Here is a 20,408-nt window from a genome sequence, read left to right as displayed (position 1 = left end):
TGCCTCCATTAGTTTAATTGGTTTGGTAATAATTTTTCGCTTAATTTAATGTTGTCACGATAGTCAATTGGAATATCAATAATGACAGGGCCGTCTGCTGCTAATGCTTCTTTTAATACCCCTTCTAATTCATCAGGCGTGTTAACACGAAGACCTAACGCCCCGAAACTTTCCGCATATTTCACAAGATCAACATCGCCAAACTCTGTAGCGGATGTTCTGCCGTATTTCATCATTTGTTGGAATGCAACCATATCATATGTGCCGTCTCTCCAAACAAGATGGACGATTGGAGAATTTAAACGTACTGCCGTTTCTAACTCCATCGCTGAGAATAAGAAACCACCGTCACCTGATACGGAAACTACTTTTTTACCTGGTTCTACTAAAGTCGCTGCGATTGCCCAAGGAAGTGCAACACCTAACGTTTGCATACCGTTACTAAATAATAATCTACGTGGTTCATAAGAACGGAAACATCTCGCCATCCAAATAGAATGGGAACCGATGTCACATGTAACAGTTGTATCGTCACTAATTAAAGAACGAAGTGTACGAATCACTTGAAGTGGATGCGTAACACCTTCTGCAGGACGATTTGGAACTTCTGCTTGTTCTGATAATTTTGCGCGTAATCGTTCTAATACCGCTTCTGATTTCGTACTTAATACAAGTTTCGGTAATTTCTCCGCGATGCTATTTACCGTTAAGGCAATATCACCAATTAATTCACGCTCTGGTTGGTAATCATGGTCGATATCTGCTTGATGGTCGTCAAGATGAATAATCGTTCTGTCGCCAAGTTTATTCCAGAACTTTGGATCATACTCGATTGGATCATAACCGATAGAAATAACAAGGTCTGCTTCTTCTAGTAAAATATCACCTGGTTGGTTACGGAATAATCCAACGCGGCCGAAGAAATGATCTTCTAACTCACGTGAAATCGCACCAGCTGCTTGATATGTTTCAACGACAGGAAGTTCTGTATCCGCAATTAATTTACGAACAGCTTTCGTCACTTCATTTGTGCTCGCTCTCATACCGAGTAAAATAACTGGTAATTTCGCTGATTTTATTTTTTCTACTACATATGTAATATCATTTGTGGGAGCGATTCCAAGCTGTGGCTTAGAAAGCGCACCGATAGACTCTACAGTTGTTTCCGCAGTCATAACGTCTTGCGGAAGACTTACTAAAGTAGCTCCCGGATTTGTGGAAGTCGCACTTCGAAATGCATTACTAAGTGCTTCTGGCACATTATCAGGATGCTCTACTTCTACGCTATATTTTGTGATTGGTTCGAATAGTGCAGCATTATCCATAGATTGATGCGTACGTTTTAATCGATCCGTACGCGGTACTGCACCAGCTAAAGCAACAACGGGATCACTCTCCGCATTCGCAGTAACAAGACCTGTCGCTAAATTTGATGTCCCTGGCCCTGAAGTTACAAGACATACGCCCGGTTTCCCTGTTAATCTACCAATAGCAGCTGCCATAAATGCTGCATTTTGTTCATGACGACAAACGATTAACTCTGGTCCTCTTTCTTGCAATACATCAAATACAGAGTCAATCTTTGCTCCTGGAATACCGAAAACATGTGTAACACCTTGTTTAATTAAACAATCAACAACAAGATCTGCTCCTTTTGTTTTTGTCTTCACGTCGTTTACTTTTACACCTGTACTCAAACTAATCATTCCTTTGTTTCATAATTTGTGTAATAAAGATTTTTAATTTCACCTAGTTAATTAATGTGGTGAAGTATCATTTATCATTATATTACAAATGCATTATTTTTCCAACAATATGAATTCGATATTATTTTGACAAGATTTAAAGAATGCGCTTACAACCTTTTGTTTATCTTAAAATGACATTTTTATATCTCTTCTAAAAATGTACAAAAATACTTCCACCTATTCACATTATTAACAAATTTATAGTACCTTGCAAAGAACAATAGCAAATGATATATTTGTAAATAATGGAATAACCATTATTTGTAATTCTATTTACAATTAATATACACCCTTCAAAAGGTAGATACAGATTGTGCTGTTTAGAAAGAAGATAGGACTCTCAGCTGTAATTTATCATTTTATAAAGGAAAGTGATTGTTATGAACAAAAGTGGATTTTTGGAACAACTTAGTTCCTCTCTGCAGAATATGCCTAATTCAGAAAAGAAGGATATTATCTCGGAGTACGAAACTCATTTTATTAGTGGTAAACAAGATGGAATATCTGAAGAGGAAATTTCTAAAAAACTAGGAAACCCTAAAACTATCGCTAAAGAACTTAACGTTTCATATGCAATAAGCAACGCTGACAATAGGCGCAGCCTAAAAAACATTATGACAGCACTGTTTTCTGTTATGAGCTTAAGTGTTTTAAACTTTATCTGTATCATTATCGCCTTTTTCGTATTACTCTTTCTATTACCACTTCTTCTAGCACTTATAATTGCTACACCGTTATTAATTATTTCACCTATATTATTAATAGGGTTAGGATTCTTTAAAGGGTTTCATCAAATCAGTTATTCTGATGTTTACAATGTATTCATAGCTTTTTGCATCGGCTTACTAATATCCGTCATATCTTATCAAATGATAAAACATATATACTCACTTTTAGTTAAGTATTTAAAATGGAATTTAGCTATTTTACAAAGATACTAATGAATGTAAAAGGAGATTACTATGAAAAAATATATTTTATATCCACTCATGTTACTTACAATGTTATTTCTATCAGCTTGTTCAAACAGTGTACAGCCTAAGGAAAAAAATGATGTACAATCTATCAAAGATGTTGCTATTAAAGTTCCAGAAAATATATTTAGTTCCTCAAAGAAAAATGAAACTATTAATGAAGACGAAATGAAACAAAATATAAAAAATTATATAGATTATAGTTGGGAGTTATCTGAAAATATTATCCCTCTCGCTTCAACAAATTCTGATAAGAGTTTCACAGAATCTGACCGAGAAAAATTACAAAAACTAATTGATTTAGCGAAGCAAAACGATATGAATTTCCATGAGTTTATTAGTAATAATAATTTACCTAATGATTATAAAAAACCTTCAAAAGAAATCTATGAATTTATGTCATCATCTACGGATATTTTCGTAGAGCTAGATCAAGAATTAGACAAACTCGCCCAAGATGGTAACTTATTCAAGGCCAATTTTTCTTTTACAAAGCGCTTTGAGAAAATAAATGGGAGGAAACAAAAAGAGATTGAAAAGTTTTTGAACGAAAAAAATATTAAAACTTCAATTAACAGCAATAAAAAAAATTAACCGATGTGTTACATATCCCTTTCAAAATAATCAATAAGAAATGGCTATTTTGAAAGGGAGTTTTTGTGATATAACTATTAAATTCCCTAAACAAAAAAGACGCTCCTAAACTAGGAGCGTCTTCCACTATTACGCTTGTTGTTGCGCGCTATATAATTCTTCAAGTGGCTTCATGATAATTTTGTTAACGTCACCGATTACAACGTTTAGGCGTTGCTCAGTTTCCATTAATTTTGTAATTTTAGCATCTTGTTGAATGCGAGCTACAACTTCTTGTGCTTGTTGATTGTCTTCTTCAGTGATTTCTTGGCCTTGCATCATTTTTTGTTGTAGGCTAAGTTGCATTGTACGGAACTCATCGAATAAGTTCTTTGAAGCTGTGTCAGCTTGAACTGCTGCGTAGCTCTCTTTTAAAGTTTTGAAGTCATCGTTTTCAGCGATTGCTTTTTGTAATTCATATGCAACATCATGAATGTTCTTTGTCATTTTATTTTTCCTCCTTTAGAAGGCTAGCGCTTTTCATACGCACTGCCTTTTCAGTGCATTTACATACGCACCTCTTCTTACCATATCAAACTATGCAAGAGATGTGAAGAAATTTCACTTTTATTTCTATGTACTCACCTTATTATCTAAGAAACAATAGTAACAATCCTTGTACGAGCCCGATCATTCCGCCTAATAACGCTCCTAAATACGTAATCATTTTTAATTCGTTTTTCGTAATAGACAGAACTAAGTCTTCTAATCTTTCTGTTGAGAATGTAGACACTTCTTGCTGGACAATTTCCGCAAGGTGTAGATTGTTTAGTATACTCTCTACGTTTTCTGTTCCCCACTTTAAGCCTTTCGTTACTACACTTGGAACCACTTTTTCAATAATTGTTTCTCGAACTGGTTCACATACTTGCTGAACAGATTGATTTAAAAACTTACTCACTGTTTCCTCTACTTTAACTGCTGACAGCACGGAGCTTACAATCATTTCTTTCTCTACAAATGCTTCTAATTCTTTTACATCTCTTCCTTTTAACTTTTCCCACTCTTTTTGCAGTACGTCAGTTAAAAGCTGCTTTGTAGCATCTTGCCCTAAAAACTTAATAACTTCTGGCTGCACACGATCCACAACACTTACATTTCCTAAAAACATCCCAACTAAGTTAAGTAGCGTTCCACGAGAAGCAAAGAAATCATCAATCATTTTTGAAAGACGCGCTTTCCCTTCTTCACTTTCAAAAAAGCTAATTCCTCGCTCTAAAATAAACGCCGAGGCATTCGGAATCGCATTCTCTATCTTTTCATGTACAGAATGAGGTAAAGCCTGTTCCCATGTATATGTATAATACTCTGCTAAAAATGCATGAATTTTTTCTGTAATCACATGTTCGATTTTTTGAGTCGCTTCTTCTTCTACATGTGCTACATTCCATTTTTCTAACATATATCGCAGTGATTGTTCATTCGTAATTACTTTATCCACTTCCACTTGCGCCCAGTGAATTAAACCTTTTTGAAACTCTTCATTTGTTAGCTTTTTTCCGATTCCTTCTGGTGTTAACAAATGTTCTACAACCATTTTTCCTAATTGAACAGCAAGTTCATCACGACGCTTCGGAATTAACCCTGGTGTAAATGGAACTTGAAACTTTCCGATATAAATAGGACGATGAGGACGAAATAACATTTTTATCGCTAAATGATTCGTATATCCCCCAATAATTGCTCCGAGTCCTGTCGTCGTTAGCATATTTAACCATATATTCATTACAATCAACCTTTCACTTCTCCAAAACTATAGCATATCATCATACGGACAAAAGTATAATGGTATAAAAACGTATTTGCAATATATAGCTTCGCCTATTATGCAAATAGTAGTAAAGGAGTGATTTCGTTGGTTCTCGGCCTTTTAACTTCTAAACTTCATTATGAGCAAACGTATTACACCGAAATCGCTAAACGCGCTCGGCTTTATCATAATGTCGTTGCCCAGTTTACGCCATTTTGTATTGATCCTAAAACAGACCTTGTTTCTGGTCTTATTTACGATACAGATACAGGAAAATGGAAAAAGCAAACATTCCCTATTCCTTCTTATATATATGATCGTTATTCTTTTCGCGAGGAAACAGACTTTGAAAAAGCAAAATCAATTATTCACTCTTTGCACAATCGTCCTTCCACTACCTTTTTAAATAACACACTTATTAATTCAAGTGAACTACATGATTTATTTCTCACTAATAAAAAACTGTCTCCTTATATACCAAAATTTGAAATTGCGACGATACAAAACATTTTCAAACTGTTGTTAAAAACTAAAGATATTATTATACGCCCCACTAATATACATTCTAAAGATAACTTATATCGAGTCGCTTACAAAAATAAAACGTTTCATATCGATACAGTAAATGAAAAATACCATACTTCTATTCCAATCAAACGGACAGACGAATTTATATCTTGGTGTAAATCTAACATACGTTCATCACGTTACATAGCGCACACTATGCTACAACCACCAAATCAATTAACATATCCACTGCACATTCGAACTATTTTGCAAAAAAACAAAGAACAAACTTGGAATGTTATCGGTCAATTTATACAAAAAAGCTCATTTCCTAATCAGCTTTTACCCTCAGCAACGGACGATGATTCATTGCATTCATTTTCAAAAATTAAATACGTACTATCTAGTACAGGTGTGCAACTATTGCACGACGCTTTACACGACATTATAAATGAAGTATTTCAAACACTAGATCAGTCTTATTCTTCGTTATTTGAACTAGAACTTTCCACAATTATGGATCAAAAAGGTGCAATCTGGCTTATGTATGTCAACATGATCCCTCCTTACGAACAATACATTCGTCATAGTGATTCATTAGCTGAAAAGATATTTCATGGACCACTTAAATTCAGTCGTTTTACACCATAATGAAAGGAGGTAAACCTATTTTGAAAGAACATATATATACATTAAATATTTCAGATGAACATCCAAATAGCATTACTTTACCTTACGTTTTTTCTATTACACCACCTATTACATCCCTCTCCTTCGGCATACGTCATATAGCAAGTGAAGAAGTAAAAATTCATTATTCCTTTACTCGCGAAATTATTATTGGAAAACATATTGCCGATAAACTTTTACTACCTCAATCAACTACTATTCATGCATTCACACAAAACCAAACGATTATTTTCGGACCATTGATCGGCATTTTCACAACTGGCTTTAACGATGATTCTTCTAATCCTTTAGGAAATCGTTCAATCGCTCTCAGTGAGTTGTTAACACCACCATTCTCATTACGACCGTTCGTATTCGTCTTTGGCGTTCAACATATAAACTGGGAAGAAGAAACAATTGAAGGATATTTCTTTCAAGAGAAACAATGGATAAAGAAAAAGGTCCCTTTACCAAATGTCATTTACGATCGATTACCGAATCGACAAGCGGAAAATTATAAACCAATCGTCAGAGCAAAAAGAAAGTTAGAACAAGACTACTCCATTCCATGGTTTAACCCAGGTTTTTTCAACAAATGGGAAGTTCATCAACTTCTTATGAAAGACGAATCAATTAGACCCTTATTACCAAACACAGAAGCATTTCAGCATTTTGAACAAGTAGAACGGTTTCTTGGCACGTATAAATCTGTGTACATGAAACCAATACACGGGAGCTTTGGTAGAAATATTCATCAAATATTTTATTCTCAAACAGAGAATTGCTACTACTGTCGTTATCGCGAAAATGAAGAAAACAAACTGAGAAAGTATCAATCATTAGAAACTCTTCTAAACCATGTACTAAAAGGGCATGATTTAAAAAAGTTTATCGTACAGCAAGGTATTTCGTTACTTCGCTTCGATGGGCAACCTGTTGATTTCCGCATTCATACAAATAAAAATCATTTCGGTAATTGGATAGTTAGTGCAATCGTCGCCAAAATCGCCGGCAAAGGCAGTTTAACAACGCACGTAAATAGCGGCGGTAATACAAAATTGCTACAAGAGCTTTTTCCAGATTCAACGAAACAAGTTCAAATTGAAAATAAATTAAAACATACTGCCTTACAAATAAGTTACGCGCTCGATGAACAAGTAACCGGAAATATTGGAGAAATCGGTTTTGATATCGGTTTAGACACAAAGGAAAATCCGTGGTTATTTGAAGCCAACTCTAAACCTGGGCGAACTGTATTCCAAGATGCCAAATTAAAAGAACAAAGTGAACTGACACGCCAATTATTTTACGAATATGCCGTCTACTTAACTGAACATTCTTTACGTGATACAAAGGAAAAAATGTCTCAAATAAAATCAGGGGCTTCATCAAACACCGAACATATCCCTTCTCCTATGATTCACTCACAAATACAAAAACAAAAACTTCCACCTAGATAATAAGGTGGAAGTTTTCTATTTACACAAGTTTTACTACAACCTCAGTTTCCACATTACATACTCCGCAAAAAAAAATATGATTGCAATATTCATTTGAATTATTATGCGTTAAACCATCTACTGCACTTAATAATTCTTGATCCATATAGGCACTATAATCGTCTATATAATCTACAGACTTCCCATAATCTTGGAGTATACTTTGGCAATTTTGACAAGAATATGTTTGTGATTCTAATGCGTTGCAAAGCGGGCAAATCCCCATCATGATTCCTCCATACTTTATCGTTTAAAGCCTCTCTTTTTTAGAGTGAAGAGAGCAACCTATCCAGACATAGGAGTGCCCACTCCATCCCTACTTAAAAATAGAACTATAAAGTTGCTACCGATTTCATTTTTATTTCAATAAATCATAAATAAGAAGCTAATAATTAGCCTACAAGTAGCAGGCTACAATGAGAAAATTATATTTAATATCCTCCTTAGTTTGGCCTGTTTTCTTAAAAATACAACGATTACTCTTATTTCATAATTTACGAAATCAATAAGTTTTTTTGACAAAATTTACAAATTATTATTTTGTATATCTTTCTAGGTAACATCCATACTATGAGTACAAACTTAATTACCGATGGATTAGCGCCAATCGGGGCGATAATCTGGTTCAACTCCAGCTAGTCCAACCAAAAAAACTTTTATAACTCTAAGGAGGATATATTCCTATGGCAAACCAAAATTCTTCAAATCAATTAGTAGTACCAGGTGCAACAGCTGCAATCGATCAAATGAAGTACGAAATCGCTCAAGAATTTGGTGTACAATTAGGAGCAGATTCTACGGCTCGCGCTAACGGTTCAGTTGGTGGAGAAATCACAAAACGTCTAGTTGCAATGGCTGAGCAAAGCCTTGGCGGATTCCACAAATAAATATATATGGCAAAAAGGTCTCAAGGCATATGCCTTGAGACCTTCCTTAATTTATTGCAACATTTGTAAAAACTTCTTCGTACGTTCTTCTTTTGGATTTGTAAATACTTCTTCTGGTGTACCTTGTTCGACAACGACACCGCCATCCATGAAAATAACGCGGTTTGCAATTTGATGTGCAAAGCGCATTTCGTGCGTTACAATTACCATCGTCATGCCTTCTTTAGCAAGTTCTTTCATTACTTTCAGAACTTCTTGAACGAGTTCAGGATCAAGCGCTGATGTCGGCTCATCAAATAGTAACACTTCCGGCTCCATCGCAAGCGCACGCGCAATTCCAACGCGCTGTTGTTGTCCGCCTGATAATTGGAACGGATATAAATCCACTTTATCTGCTAAACCAACTTTTTCAAGGAAATAGTGTGCTTTTTTCTTTGCTTCTTCTTTCCCCATCTTTTTCACTGTAACGAGCCCTTCCATTACATTTTGAAGTGCTGTTAAATGCGGGAATAAATTATGGTGCTGGAATACCATACCTGTTTGCGTACGAAGATTAACAATATCTTTCTTCGTTACTTTTTGAGAGAAGTTAAGCTCTTTATTACCGATACGAATATTACCAGCGTTTGGTGTTTCTAATACATTGAGACAACGTAAGAATGTCGTTTTACCAGATCCAGACGGCCCAATAATAACAATAACCTCGCCCTTCTCAACTGTTAAATCTATATGCTTTAGTACGGTATTATCTCCGAAACTTTTTTGTAAGTGCTGAATTGAAATCATAAAAACAAAAACTCCTTTTGTAAAAGGATTATTTTAATGTGTAGCGTTCTGAACGCTTTTCTAACATCTGTTGTACGATTGATAATAAGAAACAAATAACCCAATAAATAAGACCTGCTTCAAAATAAACAATTAAAAACTCGTAGTTCATCGCCGCAATTTCCTGCGCTTTTCGGAACATTTCTGTTACTAAAATTAACGATGCTAACGAAGTATCCTTCACTAAGCTAATAAATGTATTCGAAAGCGGCGGGATTGATACGCGCGTTGCTTGTGGTAAAATAACACGTTTTAATGCTTGTGGATATGTCATCCCAATTGTATAAGCTGCTTCCCACTGCCCTTTCGGAATGGAAAGGATAGAAGCACGAATAATTTCAGATGCATATGCACCGACATTTAATGAAAATCCAACAACTGCTGCTGTATATGGCTCAACTTCAATATTAAGAGTTGGAAGTCCATAGAAAATAATAAATAATTGTACAAGAAGTGGCGTTCCGCGAATGATAGATACATAGATACGAGCAATCCATTGTAAAATACGACTACCAGAAATACGTGCGAGCGCTGTTAACGTTGCCAGTATAATCCCGATAATAAATGTAATAAGCGTTAATGGAATTGTTGTAAAAACAGCTTCCTTCAGCATAGGCATGAAGGAAGTCTGCATAATATCTATCCAAGTAGACAATCGATCTGAAACTAATGCACTACTTAGATACATTTTCACCGAACCATTTTTTCGTTATTTTGTCATACGTACCGTCTTTTTTCATATCTTCTAACGCTTTATCTACTTCTTGTACAAGCTTAGTGCTACCTTTACGGAATAAGAATCCACTTTCTGAAGCTTCTTTTTCAGTATCTACAATTTTAATTTTTGCATCTTTTTTCGTTTCTAAATAATTTAATACTGATAACTTATCATTAATTGTAAAATCAACGCGTCCTGAAGCTAATAATTCTGCCGCTTGGCTAAATCCTTCTACACCAATAATTTCCGCACCGTTTTTCTTAGCAATATCTGCATAGTTACTCGTTAAAGATTGTGCTCCTTTTAAACCTTTTACATCAGCAAATGTAGCAGGCTTATCTTTATCTTTTGCAATAACTAATGCCGCTGAAGATGAAACGTACGGTTTAGAGAAATCATATTTCTTTTGACGGTCTTCACGAATACCAACTTCGTTTGCAACCATATCGAAACGTTTTGCATCTAAACCAGCAAGTAAGCTATCCCATTGTGTTTCTTTAAATACAGGTTTTACACCTAAACGTTTTGCAACTTCTTCTGATAGTTCAACGTCAAATCCAGTTAATTTATTGCTTGAATCATGGAATGTGAACGGTGCGTATGTACCTTCTGTTCCAATTACAAGTTCACCGCTTTGTTTTATCTTTTGTAACGCGTCTTGACTAGCTGTATCTTTTTTCTCTTCTTTACCGCAGCCGGCTACAATCCCGATCGCTAATGTAGTTACTGCAAGCACTGAAAATAATTTCTTCATGATAGTAATCCTCCAAGTATTCTGATAGGAATTTAAAAACTATATTGATTGTATGCAATCTTGAACAATTTTTCAATGAAAATGTTCTTATTTAGTTTATCCTTTTTCTTCATAATCAAACAAAAGGGAAAAATAACGCTACATACAAAAAATAAGTAACATTTTTTAATATAGCATTTATTGTACGAAAGGTAAAATAATACTTCTTATTTAACTGCCCTGATTCACTAAAAAAAGAACTTGTGAAAATCACAAGTTCTCTCCCATACCTATTAAGCGCTCTGGTTCCCTTCCATTTGCGTTTTGTACATATCATAATAACGCCCGCGCTTTTTCATTAGCTCATCATGAGACCCTTTTTCTAAAATGGTTCCTCTATCAAGCACAATAATTTGATCTGCGCTTTTAATTGTTGAAAGTCGGTGAGCGATAATAAATGTCGTTCTTCCTTTTTTCACAACTTCTAGCGCTTGTTGAATCATCGCCTCTGTTTCTGTATCGATACTAGATGTCGCTTCATCTAAAATTAAAATGGCTGGGTCAAAAGCGAGCGCCCTAGCAAATGATATAAGCTGACGTTCTCCAGTGGAAAGCGTACTTCCCTTTTCTGTAATTTCTTCATTTATATTGTTCGCAAATCTTTCAGCACCAACATCATGCAATGCTTTTATAATACGCTCTTTTGAAATTTTTTCGTTTTCTAAGCTTACATTGGAAGCGACCGTCCCGCTAAATAAAAACGGATCTTGCAGTACGATTCCCATATGTTCACGAGTTGCTTGTTTCGGCATCTCTTTTACATCATGACCATCAATCGTAAGCTTTCCTTTTTCAAACTCGTAAAACTGAAAGAGTACGTTCATAATAGAACTTTTTCCTGATCCAGTATGACCGACAAGCGCCACGGTCTCCCCTTGTTTCGCTTCAAAAGAAATATTTTTTAACACTTCATCTTTCCCATTATAAGAAAACGATACATTATCAAACTTCACATTTCCTTGTAAGCGAGGCATACGCTCTTCTTCTACTGCTTCTCCTTTTTCCTCTAACAATTCAAAAACACGCTCTGATGCAACACGCGATTGTTCTAAGTTAGCAAGCTGATTCACCATATTTGTAATCGGTGAGAACAATCGTGTTAAATAATCAACGAACGCATACAGTATCCCTAGAGAAATGACGCCTGTAGCACTTAATGAAGCGCCACCGAAATACCAAATCACACCTGTGAAAGCGATATTTCTTAATACGGATACTAAATTATGAGAAGTTGCTGCATTTAAATTCAAAATTTTATTTTGATACTTAAAATAATCGCCATTTAATTCTTCAAACTCTTTTTTCGTTTCACGCTCTTGACGGAACGCTTGAATAATTGGCATCCCTTGAATGGATTCATTTACTGTTCCGTTAATATCAGATAAACGAGAGCGCATTTTATGATTGTATACAGACGCGTATTTTCTATAAAGAATCGCCCAAACAATTAAAATTGGGATAATTAATAAACATAATGAAGCGAGCTTCACATCTAATAAAAATAGCGCAGCAAATATCCCAATAATATAGATGATACTAGAAACGAATGTTGCCAACACCGTTACATATAAATCACGAATGGCCTCTGTATCATTCGTCACACGCGAAACAATTTTCCCCGCCGGTAAATGATCAAAGTACCGAATTGGCAACGTTTGAATATGAGAAAAAACATCTTCCCTCATAATTTGAATAATTTTGTTCGCTGCCTTTTGCAAGAAGAACTGCTTTCCGTATGCAAATAATGATACGACTACTAATAAAGCAAAATAGCCACCACCAAGTAATAATAGACGGTTTATTTCTGGCTTATAAAATGCAAATACTTCTTCCTTTGTTAATGCTTTCGCTTTATAAACTTGCACCGCCTTACCATTTTGAACGGTAATCATATCCCCTTTTACAGTACGTGATCCTTCTACATTTACTTTATTCGGTACAAAATAATATTGAAAACCGACTTGCATCACGCGTACTTCTTTTCCTTTTTTCTCGCCTTGTTCAAAGCGATCACTTCGCTTATAAAAAGCCCCATTATACGAAACAGCATCTTCACTCTGTTCTGTTTCATACCAAGGTTTCTCTATCCCGACGATATGATCGTCAATCATCGTTTTAGCGACGAAAGGACCAGCAAGCTCTGCGATGACGAAAATAAATAACATTAACATCGCAGCAAAAATCGTCCCTTTCACTTTCATCGCGTATTGAAACAATCGTTTTGAAACGCTCATATTTTCACCCCACTATCCGCACTTTCACTTTCACCTTGTTGTCTTTCAAACTGTTCGGCATACCAGCCTCCCTTTTGGATAAGCTGAGCATGCGTACCTTCTTCTATAACTGCGCCTTCATCCATAACGAGAATCCAATCCGCATGTTGCACTGCTGATAAACGATGCGTCGTAATAATCGTCGTCTTTCCGCTTCTTTCCGTTCTTATATTTTCAATGATCGCTGCTTCCGTACGAGCATCTACAGCTGATAAAGAATCGTCCAAAATTAAAATTTCTGGATTTTGAATAACAGCTCTTGCAATCGAGATCCTTTGTTTTTGCCCTCCTGATAAAGAAACACCTTTCTCTCCAACGAGCGTTTCTAACCCTTCTGGTAAAAACTCTAAATCCTTTTTAAACGCAGCAATTTCAATTGCTTTCTCTAGTTCTTCTTCAGTCGCTTCCCTATTTCCGAATAAAATATTTTCTCGCGCTGTTTTTGAGAACAAAATATGCTCCTGCGGTACATAACCAATCCAGCCGAGTACATTTTCATTCGTCATTTTATCTAATGTCACATCAGAAACTGCAATATCTCCATCTCCAAGTGGATATTGACGAAGAAGCTGACGTACAAGCGTCGTTTTCCCGCTTCCTGTTTTTCCGACAACCCCAAGCGTCTCCCCTTGTTTTAAGGTAAACGAAACCTTTTTTAAATTTGTTTCAGTTGATGAAGGATATGAAAAGGTAACGTCATCAAACTGAATATAATCCGGCTCTTGCACAAGCTTTGGATGTTTCGGATCCTTTACATCTGGTTCATACGCTAACGTTTCATTCACACGGTCAAGCGAAGCATTTCCTCTTTGCATAACATTAATTAATTCACCAATTGCAAACATCGGCCAAATCATCATCCCTAAATACACGTTAAATGAAACAAGTTCACCAAGTGTTACCTTTGATTGAAATACAAGATATGCCCCGTACACTAAACCGATTAAATAACTAAGGCCAACAAGCATTTTCACAGTTGGTTGGAATAATGCGTCAATTCTCGCTACTTTCATATTTTTTTCGTAGACGTCATCTCCTAAGTGATGAAATCTTTCCTCGTCTGCATTCTCTTGTACGTATGCACGAATAACACGCACACCAGCGATTGATTCAAGCACTTTATCGTTCATATCACCAAACGCATCTTGCGCAACGGTAAATCTTTCATGCAATTTCTTTCCATATATATTCATCGCATACGCCATAATTGGAAGCGGAATAAGCGCTGCAAATGTAAGCTCCCAACTAATTGTAAATCCCATCATAAAAACGATTGTAAGCATGTATAAACTAGAATCCACAAGCGTTAATATACCAAAACCAGCTGTCATAGCGATTGCTTTTAAATCATTCGTTGCCCTCGCCATTAAGTCGCCAGTACGATTTTTTTGATAAAAAGTCGGCGTCATCTTAAGTAAATGCCCCATAAATTTAGAGCGCATCGTTTTCTCAAGTACAAATGCACCTCCAAACAATTGATGTTGCCATACGAAAGTAAGACCATACCCAACGATTGTAACCCCTATTAAAATAAGAATAGATTGCATAATTGCTTCGTTCGATAACGTTCCTGTTTTTATATTATCTATCGTAACCCCTAACACTTTCGGGGGAATAACTTCAACTATATTCACAATTAAAAGAGCTCCAATGGCAATACTATATCTCTTCCAGTGCTCCCTAAAAAACCATTTTAACTTTAGTAATACTGATAACAATGTAACCTCTCCCTTCTCGTTCTCGTTTACCTCTCATTTCTTTATCCACTATCCAGACCCATCACATTTACATTTCGTAACCCATACAATCTCATCACATTTTTCCACCTTCCAAAGTTTTTTATCGGAACCAAACAAGGGAAAATAAACAAAAAAAAGCATACCGCCGCTTGACGATATGCACAGGAATGCATAAAAAGCGTACGTTACGATATACGCAACGTACGCTTTTTATAAGACAAAGATGCCCTATATATCCGTACGGGTTGCGTAATGATATGAATGTTTTCTGCCATTTAACAGAGCTAAGCCCATTACATTTACGATTACAATCATTACGCACACCCCCTTCATTTATTTTCCATTTATAATCTTACAACTTTATTGAGTATTCTGTCAATTATTTTTTCACACTTCAAATAAAAATATATGATACACCATTTTGAAATAAGGGAATGTTCTGTAAGAAAGGGCATACAAAATAAAAAAAGAATAAGAAATCGTTTTCACAAACATTTCATTTGAAAAATGTTATCAAACCCCCTACAATCACCTTATACTCACTCTTACAAGTTGCTATTTTAGGAGGACTAATCATGACAACTAGCAATACGTACAAATTTTATTTAAACGGAGAATGGAGAGAAAGCTCTTCAGGAGAAACAATCGAAATTCCATCTCCATACTTACACGAAGTAATTGGACAAGTACAAGCAATTACTCGCGGAGAAGTGGATGAAGCAATTGCATCTGCAAAAGAAGCTCAAAAATCATGGGCTGAAGCTTCCCTACAAGATCGCGCAAAATACTTATATAAATGGGCTGATGAGCTCGTAAATATGCAGGATGAAATTGCCGATATCATTATGAAAGAAGTCGGTAAAGGATATAAAGATGCGAAGAAAGAAGTTGTTCGTACAGCTGACTTCATTCGTTACACGATCGAAGAAGCTTTACATATGCACGGAGAAAGCATGATGGGCGATAACTTCCCGGGCGGCACAAAATCTAAACTTGCGATTATCCAACGCGCACCACTTGGTGTTGTATTAGCAATCGCACCATTTAACTACCCAGTAAACTTATCTGCTGCAAAACTTGCACCAGCATTAATTATGGGTAACGCTGTTATTTTCAAACCAGCAACTCAAGGTGCAATTAGTGGTATTAAAATGGTTGAAGCACTTCACAAAGCTGGCCTTCCAAAAGGTCTTGTAAACGTAGCTACAGGACGCGGTTCTGTAATTGGTGACTACTTAGTAGAGCACGAAGGCATCAATATGGTATCGTTCACAGGTGGTACAAACACAGGTAAACATTTAGCGAAAAAAGCTTCAATGATTCCACTTGTATTAGAACTTGGTGGTAAAGATCCTGGTATCGTTCGTGAAGATGCTGACTTACAAGATGCTGCAAACCATATCGTAAGCGGTGCATTCTCTTACTCTGGTCAACGTTGTACAGCTATTAAACGTGTACTTGTACACGAAAACGTAGCGGACGAGCTTGTTAGCTTATTAAAAGCGCAAGTAGCTGAACTATCAGTTGGATCTCCAGAACAAGACAGCACAATCGTTCCATTAATTGACGACAAGTCTGCTGACTTCGTTCAAGGTTTAGTTGACGACGCTGTAGAAAAAGGTGCTACAATCGTTATCGGTAACAAACGTGAGCGTAACTTAATTTACCCAACATTAATCGATCACGTAACAGAAGAGATGAAAGTTGCTTGGGAAGAGCCATTTGGCCCAATCCTTCCAATCATCCGCGTTTCTTCAGATGAGCAAGCAATTGAAATTGCTAACAAATCAGAGTTCGGCTTACAAGCAAGTGTCTTCACTAAAGACATTAACAAAGCATTTGCAATTGCTAACAAAATCGAAACTGGTTCTGTTCAAATTAACGGACGCACAGAACGTGGCCCTGACCACTTCCCATTCATCGGTGTAAAAGGTTCAGGTATGGGCGCACAAGGTATTCGTAAGAGCCTTGAGTCTATGACACGTGAGAAAGTAACAGTATTAAACTTAGTTTAATCTTATAAAAAGAAGCTGATCTATAAATAGATCAGCTTCTTTTCTATATAAATACTTCCGAAAAACGGAGTATTTCGTTCTACTTCCGATTTGGTTTTCCAAATCGAACTAAAACATGCCATAATAATTTTAATTCCTGAAGCACTTCTTCATAAGTTCCACGATCACTCCAAGATAATGGATTGCGCTTCAAATCCACTACAGCAGAGCCAATTATATTTGCATCGATGCAATGATTCCGTGCAATGCGTCTTGCTAAAGATGGCATTTTTGAACCTCTAAAATCCATTGGAACTTCGTCTACCATAAGTACAAAACCGATGTGCCAATACAAATCAATCGCATACTTCAGGCAAATTTCTTCTAAAACTTTTCCTACATCCGTACCCTTAAATGAAAGATCTGCAACAAGCGCCTCCACGTCTTCTTTAAGAGAAATCTCTCCATGAATCTGCGCTTCAATATAATGATTAAGATTACGGGCTGGCTCTTTGCTTACTAAATCTATAAACGGCCTTTTCAGGTTAGCTAGTAAATGATTAATTAATATTGTTGGCGTCAAATTTCCTTCACCAATTGCAAATTCTCTTACAAATGTCTCTTCCAAAAGAGCAGCTAAAATCATATCAAACTCCTCATAAGTCCCCTTTTCTTTCGGATCTTGATGCGAATCTAAATACGTATATGTAGAGCGCGAAGAAACTTTTGGAGATAAGAGAAAATAACAGGATCCAAAACGCGGAGCCGGCCCATCTGGATGTAACATTAAATTTAGCGCTCCATATTTTGGCCGTTGATCATTCGTTACGCCTTCTAATTGATATGCCCCTCCAAATATTCTCTTTTCCCAAAGGTCACGTTCACCACCAGGATAAGCAGATACGCTTCCATTAGATAGCAATGTTTCAAACTGACTTTTATATACTCCTTGCTCAAACAGTGCTTCAGCAACTCTTTTCATATTCGAATCTAGTCTGTCTGGATGAAAGTGTAAAGCAATCCTTGCATGAGATTTTAAATTAGCGACAGCTTCTTCAAATATTTCATCTGTAATATTAGACATTTTAAGTATATGATTAATCGTTGCTTTAGCCCCACGTTTTTCGTTCTCTGCATATTTTGAAATATACTCTAAAGCAAATAATTGAGATCTTAATAATTCCATAATCCAATCTCCCCTTTAATTGAACTGCCCTTAAACACTTCAATTAAAAGCTTATTCTTTCCTTCTTATGAAACGAACCTCATTTATTTAAAAAAGTAATTTACTAAATCTTAATTATGTATACACGCATTTTTCATAGGCAAATGTACACATTCTACAGAAATTTGATACCCTAGCCATCGCTCAGCAATATGTTCAAATGATAAAACAGATCCCGTTGTAAAAAAGCGATGCTTCAAATTCAGATTGTCAGACAAAATTCCTTTGTGCTGTAAAATGGTACTTAACTCTATCGCTGTTTCTTCTGCAGAACTAATAATCGTTACAGCCTCTCCTAACTCACTTTTAATCACAAACTCTTCTCTATAATCTGATTATTACTATATCCATTGACGTATAAAAATTCATTTGTTACTCTTAAATACGTTAATTTAATATTTAAATCCTCATTCGTATCTCGGTGAGGTAGAGGTTGCAGTCATTAAGAGTATCATTTCAGGAGATGTAGTGGCATTGATGAAGGAATGAGAAAGGAATGGTTGCCGAAGTAAGTCGTGTCCACCATGCACGCTTGCTGGGTCTGCATTTAATAAGTGCAGAACTGTCACAAACGTTTCGTTTGTGGAGAGCTATCGAGAGGTATGTCGTGGGTTTCTTATAAGATAGAAAGCATGTAGCGGCAGATTACGTGCTTTTTTTGTTTTGTTTGGGACTTCTCTTCCTGACTCAGGAAGACATACATATCTCCTCGCTTGACTTGGTTATACTAACTTTGGAGGTATTTTTCTATGCAACAAAAAAAATGGGGCTTTTGGGTACTAACAGCTTTCGTTGTCGGTAACATGGTTGGCGCTGGTATTTTCATGGTACCAAGTACGTTGGCACAAACAGCAAGCCCACTCGGTGTCACTTTAGCTTGGTTAACTACAGGGTTTGGTGTTTTAATGCTAGCTCTTGTTTTCGGTAATTTAGCAATTCGTCGTCCTGATTTAACGACAGGGCCACAAAGTCATGCATATGCTTTATTCTCAACACCAAAAAAGAAAAAAATGGCTGGCTTCAGTATGGTATGGGGATATTGGGTTGCAAACTGGGCAAGTAACGTTGCCATCATTACATCATTTGCGGGATATTTATCACTCTTCTTCCCAATTATGAAAGATACGCGACTACTATTTTCAATCGGCTCGTTTAACGTAGAAGTCGGAAAACTAATTACATTTACGATTTGTTCCATCTTACTTTGGGGAACTCATATTATATTAACAAACGGTGTAAGCGGAGCTGGAAAACTAAACTTCTTAGCAACAACAACGAAAGTAACTGGATTCCTTTTATTCATCGTCGTTACGTTATTTGCATTCGAAGCTTCTAAGTTTGGACAATGGTACACACCGATGATTGATAAATCAGGTGCATCACATGGTCTTCTTTCACAAGTAAATTTAGCTGCTCTTACAACGCTTTGGGCGTTTATCGGAATTGAATCAGCCGTTCTTTTATCAAACCGTGCTGTTTCTCCAAAAACGGTAAAACGTGCAACAGTTGCGGGATTACTTATTACAGTTGCGATTTACTTAGGAATTACAATTTTAACAATGGGTGTACTTCACGTTGATAAATTACAAGCTTCTGAACGTCCATTAGCAGATGCACTAAATGCTGCAATGGGTCACGGCGGCGGGAAACTGATGGCATTACTTGCTCTTACTTCCCTGTTCGGTTCTATCTTAGGCTGGATTTTATTAAGCTCAGAAGTACCTTATCAAGCAGCAAAAGAAGGTTTCTTCCCTTCCTTCTTCACGAAAACAAATAAAAAAGGAAGTCCAATTTACTCATTACGATTAACAAACATTATGTCGCAAGTATTCCTATTCTCAACATTATCAGGAACCATTGCGGAAGCTTATACATTCGTTATTACCGTATCAACACTGGCCTACCTCATTCCATATCTCGTTTCACCAATCTTCCAGTTAAAACTAGTCGCAACTGGTGAAACATATAAAAATGAAATGCGGGCAAGAATTACAGATGGCATAGTCGCAGTTATCGCACTTTGCTACGCACTATGGGTTATTAAAACTGGCGCATCCGATATAAAAACGTTCCTTCTCGGAATTGGTTTATTCGTAATTGGATTTGCTTTCTATCCATTAATGAATCGTGATCAGAAAAAAAATAACGAAAAGAAAAACGGGCAAGTTGCATAA

17 protein-coding genes, 1 pseudogene and 1 riboswitch are annotated in these 20,408 nt (G+C 36.3%); of the genes and pseudogenes, 7 read left to right on the top strand and 11 right to left on the bottom strand.

The annotated features are described in order from the left end of the window. Nucleotides 1–8 precede the first annotated feature (8 nt). Nucleotides 9–1,697 carry an acetolactate synthase AlsS gene (gene alsS / locus AC22L0_RS00745; RefSeq protein ID WP_000103546.1) on the bottom strand — a complete coding sequence of 563 codons (1,689 nt, stop codon included), beginning with the start codon at nt 1,695–1,697 and terminating at the stop codon, nt 9–11. A 431-nt stretch (nt 1,698–2,128) separates the two neighbouring features. Between alsS and AC22L0_RS00740 the strand changes: the two genes are divergently transcribed. Next, a complete protein-coding gene (locus tag AC22L0_RS00740; protein ID WP_001043093.1) occupies nt 2,129–2,689 on the top strand; it encodes an HAAS signaling domain-containing protein in 561 nt (186 codons plus the stop codon). Nucleotides 2,690–2,710: 21 nt separating this feature from the next. Continuing rightward, a complete protein-coding gene (locus tag AC22L0_RS00735) occupies nt 2,711–3,316 on the top strand; it encodes an NDxxF motif lipoprotein (protein ID WP_000760033.1) in 606 nt (201 codons plus the stop codon). Between the two features lie 129 nt (nt 3,317–3,445). On the opposite strand, the gene AC22L0_RS00730 is transcribed toward AC22L0_RS00735, so the two are convergent. Beyond that, nucleotides 3,446–3,802 carry a YlbF/YmcA family competence regulator gene (locus AC22L0_RS00730; RefSeq protein ID WP_000164610.1) on the bottom strand — a complete coding sequence of 119 codons (357 nt, stop codon included), beginning with the start codon at nt 3,800–3,802 and terminating at the stop codon, nt 3,446–3,448. Nucleotides 3,803–3,944: 142 nt separating this feature from the next. Further along, entirely contained in the window at nt 3,945–5,081 is a 1,137-nt protein-coding gene (locus tag AC22L0_RS00725) for a DUF445 domain-containing protein (protein ID WP_140160723.1), read from the bottom strand. 129 nt (nt 5,082–5,210) lie between these two features. On the opposite strand from AC22L0_RS00725, the gene AC22L0_RS00720 reads away from it, so the two are divergent. Together AC22L0_RS00720 and AC22L0_RS00715 are read left to right on the top strand one after the other, a co-directional pair. Beyond that, nucleotides 5,211–6,263 carry a YheC/YheD family endospore coat-associated protein gene (locus tag AC22L0_RS00720; RefSeq protein ID WP_000242817.1) on the top strand — a complete coding sequence of 351 codons (1,053 nt, stop codon included), beginning with the start codon at nt 5,211–5,213 and terminating at the stop codon, nt 6,261–6,263. Between the two features lie 20 nt (nt 6,264–6,283). Beyond that, nucleotides 6,284–7,741, top strand: coding sequence for a YheC/YheD family endospore coat-associated protein (locus AC22L0_RS00715; protein WP_087966305.1), 1,458 nt, complete (start codon nt 6,284–6,286; stop codon nt 7,739–7,741). Between the two features lie 19 nt (nt 7,742–7,760). Here the strand turns inward: AC22L0_RS00715 and AC22L0_RS00710 are convergent, their stop codons facing one another. After that, entirely contained in the window at nt 7,761–8,006 is a 246-nt protein-coding gene (locus AC22L0_RS00710; RefSeq protein WP_487272084.1) for a hypothetical protein, read from the bottom strand. A 457-nt stretch (nt 8,007–8,463) separates the two neighbouring features. Here AC22L0_RS00710 and sasP point away from each other — a divergent pair, with 457 nt between their 5' ends. Further along, complete coding sequence (sasP, locus tag AC22L0_RS00705; RefSeq protein WP_000013338.1) at nt 8,464–8,667, top strand: small acid-soluble spore protein, SasP family; 204 nt, start codon at nt 8,464–8,466, stop codon at nt 8,665–8,667. A gap of 51 nt (nt 8,668–8,718) precedes the next feature. Here the strand turns inward: sasP and AC22L0_RS00700 are convergent, their stop codons facing one another. The 5 genes from AC22L0_RS00700 to AC22L0_RS00680 all read right to left on the bottom strand — a co-directional run bounded on the left by AC22L0_RS00700 (nt 8,719) and on the right by AC22L0_RS00680 (nt 14,994). Beyond that, entirely contained in the window at nt 8,719–9,453 is a 735-nt protein-coding gene (locus tag AC22L0_RS00700) for an amino acid ABC transporter ATP-binding protein (protein WP_087966307.1), read from the bottom strand. Between the two features lie 28 nt (nt 9,454–9,481). Beyond that, nucleotides 9,482–10,180, bottom strand: a complete 699-nt coding sequence (locus AC22L0_RS00695; RefSeq protein WP_000281499.1) for an amino acid ABC transporter permease — start codon at nt 10,178–10,180, stop codon at nt 9,482–9,484. Beyond that, complete coding sequence (locus tag AC22L0_RS00690; RefSeq protein WP_000732836.1) at nt 10,167–10,964, bottom strand: amino acid ABC transporter substrate-binding protein; 798 nt, start codon at nt 10,962–10,964, stop codon at nt 10,167–10,169. The genes AC22L0_RS00695 and AC22L0_RS00690 overlap by 14 nt, the downstream gene beginning before the upstream one ends. 272 nt (nt 10,965–11,236) lie before the next feature. Further along, nucleotides 11,237–13,237 carry an ABC transporter ATP-binding protein gene (locus tag AC22L0_RS00685; RefSeq protein WP_000116647.1) on the bottom strand — a complete coding sequence of 667 codons (2,001 nt, stop codon included), beginning with the start codon at nt 13,235–13,237 and terminating at the stop codon, nt 11,237–11,239. Beyond that, nucleotides 13,234–14,994, bottom strand: coding sequence for an ABC transporter ATP-binding protein (locus tag AC22L0_RS00680; RefSeq protein ID WP_000953785.1), 1,761 nt, complete (start codon nt 14,992–14,994; stop codon nt 13,234–13,236). The genes AC22L0_RS00685 and AC22L0_RS00680 overlap by 4 nt, the downstream gene beginning before the upstream one ends. 596 nt (nt 14,995–15,590) lie before the next feature. Between AC22L0_RS00680 and gapN the strand changes: the two genes are divergently transcribed. Continuing rightward, nucleotides 15,591–17,030 carry an NADP-dependent glyceraldehyde-3-phosphate dehydrogenase gene (gene gapN / locus AC22L0_RS00675; RefSeq protein ID WP_087966308.1) on the top strand — a complete coding sequence of 480 codons (1,440 nt, stop codon included), beginning with the start codon at nt 15,591–15,593 and terminating at the stop codon, nt 17,028–17,030. Between the two features lie 79 nt (nt 17,031–17,109). On the opposite strand, the gene AC22L0_RS00670 is transcribed toward gapN, so the two are convergent. Beyond that, nucleotides 17,110–18,195 (bottom strand): DUF3626 domain-containing protein, encoded by a 1,086-nt coding sequence (locus tag AC22L0_RS00670; protein ID WP_087966310.1) that lies wholly within the window; start codon nt 18,193–18,195, stop codon nt 17,110–17,112. A gap of 110 nt (nt 18,196–18,305) precedes the next feature. Continuing rightward, nucleotides 18,306–18,554: pseudogene (locus tag AC22L0_RS00665) on the bottom strand (glutamate racemase); the annotation flags it as partial. Nucleotides 18,555–18,653: 99 nt separating this feature from the next. Continuing rightward, nucleotides 18,654–18,835, top strand: a riboswitch (Lysine riboswitch). 148 nt (nt 18,836–18,983) lie between these two features. On the opposite strand from AC22L0_RS00665, the gene AC22L0_RS00660 reads away from it, so the two are divergent. Next, on the top strand, nt 18,984–20,408 hold the full coding sequence (locus AC22L0_RS00660) for an amino acid permease (protein WP_001186301.1): 1,425 nt from the start codon (nt 18,984–18,986) through the stop codon (nt 20,406–20,408).

The sequence above is a fragment of the Bacillus sp. LQ01 genome (genome assembly GCF_057624735.1).
Note: the sequence above shows the minus strand (reverse complement) of the source record. Positions and strands in the feature narration are given on the sequence as shown.

Coding starts and splice junctions, on each gene's coding strand:
- AC22L0_RS00740 (WP_001043093.1), top strand. CDS start 2,129: ATGAACAAAAGTGGATTTTTGGAACAACTTAGTTCCTCTCTGCAGAAT.
- AC22L0_RS00735 (WP_000760033.1), top strand. CDS start 2,711: ATGAAAAAATATATTTTATATCCACTCATGTTACTTACAATGTTATTT.
- AC22L0_RS00730 (WP_000164610.1), bottom strand. CDS start 3,802: ATGACAAAGAACATTCATGATGTTGCATATGAATTACAAAAAGCAATC.
- AC22L0_RS00725 (WP_140160723.1), bottom strand. CDS start 5,081: ATGAATATATGGTTAAATATGCTAACGACGACAGGACTCGGAGCAATT.
- AC22L0_RS00710 (WP_487272084.1), bottom strand. CDS start 8,006: ATGGGGATTTGCCCGCTTTGCAACGCATTAGAATCACAAACATATTCT.
- sasP (WP_000013338.1), top strand. CDS start 8,464: ATGGCAAACCAAAATTCTTCAAATCAATTAGTAGTACCAGGTGCAACA.
- AC22L0_RS00700 (WP_087966307.1), bottom strand. CDS start 9,453: ATGATTTCAATTCAGCACTTACAAAAAAGTTTCGGAGATAATACCGTA.
- AC22L0_RS00695 (WP_000281499.1), bottom strand. CDS start 10,180: ATGTATCTAAGTAGTGCATTAGTTTCAGATCGATTGTCTACTTGGATA.
- AC22L0_RS00690 (WP_000732836.1), bottom strand. CDS start 10,964: ATGAAGAAATTATTTTCAGTGCTTGCAGTAACTACATTAGCGATCGGG.
- AC22L0_RS00685 (WP_000116647.1), bottom strand. CDS start 13,237: ATGAGCGTTTCAAAACGATTGTTTCAATACGCGATGAAAGTGAAAGGG.
- gapN (WP_087966308.1), top strand. CDS start 15,591: ATGACAACTAGCAATACGTACAAATTTTATTTAAACGGAGAATGGAGA.
- AC22L0_RS00670 (WP_087966310.1), bottom strand. CDS start 18,195: ATGGAATTATTAAGATCTCAATTATTTGCTTTAGAGTATATTTCAAAA.
- AC22L0_RS00660 (WP_001186301.1), top strand. CDS start 18,984: ATGCAACAAAAAAAATGGGGCTTTTGGGTACTAACAGCTTTCGTTGTC.